Annotated in this window: 3 protein-coding genes; 2 read left to right on the top strand and 1 reads right to left on the bottom strand. The window is 75.2% G+C overall.

The window, feature by feature from the left end; genetic code table 11:
- The first annotated feature begins 1 nt into the window (after position 1).
- Positions 2 to 799, top strand: a complete 798-nt coding sequence (locus LEL83_RS15725) for an isoprenyl transferase (protein ID WP_198658341.1) — start codon at positions 2 to 4, stop codon at positions 797 to 799.
- A 17-nt stretch (positions 800 to 816) separates the two neighbouring features.
- Here the strand turns inward: LEL83_RS15725 and LEL83_RS15720 are convergent, their stop codons facing one another.
- Positions 817 to 1,812, bottom strand: coding sequence for a LysR family transcriptional regulator (locus tag LEL83_RS15720; RefSeq protein ID WP_225559526.1), 996 nt, complete (start codon positions 1,810 to 1,812; stop codon positions 817 to 819).
- 70 nt (positions 1,813 to 1,882) lie between these two features.
- On the opposite strand from LEL83_RS15720, the gene LEL83_RS15715 reads away from it, so the two are divergent.
- Positions 1,883 to 2,935: aminotransferase class V-fold PLP-dependent enzyme (locus LEL83_RS15715; RefSeq protein ID WP_225559525.1), on the top strand; the 1,053-nt coding region annotated here is incomplete at its 3' end.

Here is a 2,935-nt window from a genome sequence, read left to right as displayed (position 1 = left end):
CATGAGCCCCCGCCGCCCCGACGACGTCGAACCGTTCCGCCCGATCGACTGGACCGGTGAGACGCCGCCGGCGATCCCGGCCCGGTTCGTCCCGGAGCACGTGGCGATCGTCATGGACGGCAACGGTCGGTGGGCGAACGGCCGCGGGTTGACGCGCATCGAGGGGCACAAGGCCGGCGAGGCCTCGCTGCTCGACGTCGTCGCGGGTGGGATCCAGATCGGGGTGCGGCACATCTCGGCGTACGCCTTCTCGACGGAGAACTGGAAGCGCTCCCCGGAAGAAGTGCGGTTCCTGATGGGCTTCAACCGCGACGTGATCCGTCGTCGTCGCGACCAGCTGCACGAGTGGGGTGTCAAGGTGCGGTGGGCCGGCCGGCGCCCGCGGTTGTGGCGGAGCGTCATCGACGAGCTCGAGACCGCCGAGCGGATGACCGCGGGCAACGACGTCCTCACGCTGACGATGTGCGTGAACTACGGCGGCCGGAACGAGATCGTCGACGCCGTGCGGGGCATGGCCGAGGACGTCGCGGCCGGCCGCCTCAAGCCGAGCCAGGTCACCGAGAAGGCCCTGGCGAAGCGGCTGTACGTGCCGGAGATGCCCGATGTCGACCTGTTCCTCCGCAGTTCGGGGGAGCAGCGCACGAGCAACTTCCTGCTGTGGCAGTCGGCGTACGCCGAGATGGTGTTCCTCGACCGGCTCTGGCCGGACTTCCGTCGCACGGACCTGTGGGGCGCGATCGAGGAGTACGCGCGCCGCGACCGTCGCTACGGCGGCGCGGTCGACGCACCGACGGCGTAGCAGCAGCCGGACCGGGCTCAGCGCGGCAGCGGCCCGTCGAGCAGGTGTGCCGCGGACCGCACCGCGTCGAGCGCCGCTCGGATGCTCGGCACGCGCTCGGCCCCGCGCGCCACGACGACCTCCACGCGCCGGGCCAGGTCGTCGTCGACCGGGTCGACCCGGACCCCGGCGGGGATCACCGTCGTGGCGAGTGCCAACCGGGGGAGCAGCGCCACCCCGAGTCCGGCGGCCACGAGCCCCACCACCGCCGCCGCGTTGTCGGTCTCGAGCACGATCTCGGGGACGAAGCCGGCGGTCGCGCACGAGGCGAGCAGGTGGCCACGGCACCGCGGGCAGCCACCGATCCAGCGCGCCTCGCTGTGCGACGCCAGGTCCACCGCGGCCGAGCCCACGCCGCCACCCGCCTCCGCGCCGCCCGTCCCCGCGCTGCGCACCCCAGCGAGCGCCGCCCCCGCGGCACCGCTCGCTCCGGCCGACGTCACCAGCGCGAGCGGATCCCGACCGAGGGCCCGCGTGACCAGCCCCGGGTCCGGAGCGGCTCCGACCTCGTCACCGACGTACGTGAAGGTCAGGGCGACGTCGACCTCGCCGGCGCGCAGGAGCTCGAGCGCCTCCGGTGGTTCGACCTCGACGTAGGTGGTCGTCACGCCCGGGGCCGTGGCCGCCAGCCGGGCGAGCACCGCGGGCACCAGGGCGGACGAGGCGCTCGGGAACCCGGCGAGCCGCACCCGTCCGCGGGACAGGCCCCCGACGGCGTCGAGGTCCTCGCGTGCGGCGGTCAGCGCGGCCTGCACGTGCAGGGCGTGGTCGGCGAGCACCTGCCCGGCGTGGGTGAGCGTGGCACCGCGTCCGCCACGCAGCACCAGGGCGTGCCCGAGTCGCTCCTCGGCGCGGGCGAGCAGCTGGCTGACCGCCGGTTGGCTCGACCCGAGGGCCGCGGCGCCGCGGGTGATCGACCCGCCGTCGGCCACGGCGCGCAGGACCCGCAGCAGCTGGGGATCGATCTCGTCCATCACGTGATGTTATCGCCCGTACAACGAACCGGCCCTGGCGTGATGGGCCGCGAGGCGTGACGCTGGCCGCATGGACTCCTTCCCCGGCGGCCGCGGGTACCTGGCGGCGTGCACCGCAGGCCTGCCGACCCGCGCGACCCTCGCTGCACAGCGGGCCGACCTCGACGCGTGGTCCCGCGCCGAGACGACCCCCGCGCACTACGGGGCGCTCGTCGAGCAGGGGCGCGCGCGCTTCGCCGAGCTGGTCGGCGTCGGAGCCGAGCACGTGGCGACGGGCTCGCAGACCTCGGTGATGGCCGCGGTCGTCGCCGACGCCCTGCCCGACGGTGCCGAGGTGGTCGTGCCGGACGGCGACTTCAGCTCGGTCGTGTTCCCGTTCCTCGCGCAGGCCCACCGTGGCGTCCGGGTCCGGAGCGTCCCGCTCGACCGGCTCGCCGCCTCCGTCGGACCCGACACGGCCCTCGTCGCGTGGTCCGCCGTGCAGTCCGCCACCGGCGTGGTCACCGATCCGGGCCCGGTCGTGGCCGCCGCCCGCCGCGTCGGCGCCCTGACCCTGTGCGACCTGACGCAGGCCGCCGGCGTCCTGCCCGTCGACGCCGCTCCGTTCGACGTCACGCTCACCCACGCGTACAAGTGGCTCTGCGCGCCTCGAGGGGTCGCCTTCATGACGCTCTCCGACACCGCGCTCGGTCGGCTCCGACCGGTGCAGGCCGGGTGGTACGCCGGTGCCGACGTGTGGTCGTCCTGCTACGGCCCCGCCATGCACCTGGCCGACGACGCGCGTCGCTTCGACGTCTCGCCGGCCTGGCAGGCGTGGCCAGGCGCCGTGGCCGCGCTCGAACACGCCGTCGCGCTCGACCAGCAGGCGGTCTGGAGGCACGCCACCGGTCTCGCAGACCGGCTGTGCGGCGCCCTCGGGTCGCCCCGGCAGGGCGACGGGCAGGCGATCGTGACGTTCCCCGACGCCGACGGGTCCTCGCTCCGCGCGCTCACCGCCGCGGGGCTGACGGCCTCCGGCCGTGCCGGGCGCCTGCGGATCGCGTTCCACCTGTGGAACGACGAGTCGGACGTGACCGCCGTGGCGGACGCGCTGGGCGGGGTGGGGCGAGCGCCTCGCGGTCGT

This window comes from Curtobacterium oceanosedimentum (genome assembly GCF_020297365.1).
GTDB lineage: Bacteria > Actinomycetota > Actinomycetes > Actinomycetales > Microbacteriaceae > Curtobacterium.
Note: the sequence above shows the minus strand (reverse complement) of the source record. Positions and strands in the feature narration are given on the sequence as shown.

Coding starts and splice junctions, on each gene's coding strand:
- LEL83_RS15725 (WP_198658341.1), top strand. CDS start 2: ATGAGCCCCCGCCGCCCCGACGACGTCGAACCGTTCCGCCCGATCGAC.
- LEL83_RS15720 (WP_225559526.1), bottom strand. CDS start 1,812: ATGGACGAGATCGATCCCCAGCTGCTGCGGGTCCTGCGCGCCGTGGCC.